We start from the raw sequence: 253 nt of genomic DNA, 5'->3' as shown, positions 1-253 counted from the left end.
TTTGCCACGACGCAGAGCCTCTACAACGGCCCGAAGCTGCTGCTTAACGCCAACCCCGATGCCTTCGTCAACCACGCGATCCAGCTAACCAATGTCTCCCCAGCATATGGCCCCAAGGGACAGCACTTGCTTTCGGTGACGGTGCTGGATAGCCCAGACATGGCCGATGAGGAGATCGCGAACTGCTGCCGCGAGGAGATGGCGTCGTGGTTCCCCGGTAAAGATCTCTCGACATTGCGCCAAGTTGGCTTCT

General features: G+C 58.9%; 1 protein-coding gene. It reads left to right on the top strand.

Annotated elements, in window-relative coordinates:
- Positions 1-253, top strand: a 253-nt coding sequence (locus AB1471_RS17615) for a hypothetical protein (RefSeq protein ID WP_367781017.1), incomplete at both ends; no start/stop codon positions are given.

It is taken from the genome of Jeotgalibacillus marinus (assembly GCF_040801915.1).
Classification (GTDB): Bacteria; Bacillota; Bacilli; order Bacillales; family Jeotgalibacillaceae; genus Jeotgalibacillus; species Jeotgalibacillus marinus.
This window is presented reverse-complemented; position numbering and strand designations above follow the sequence as displayed.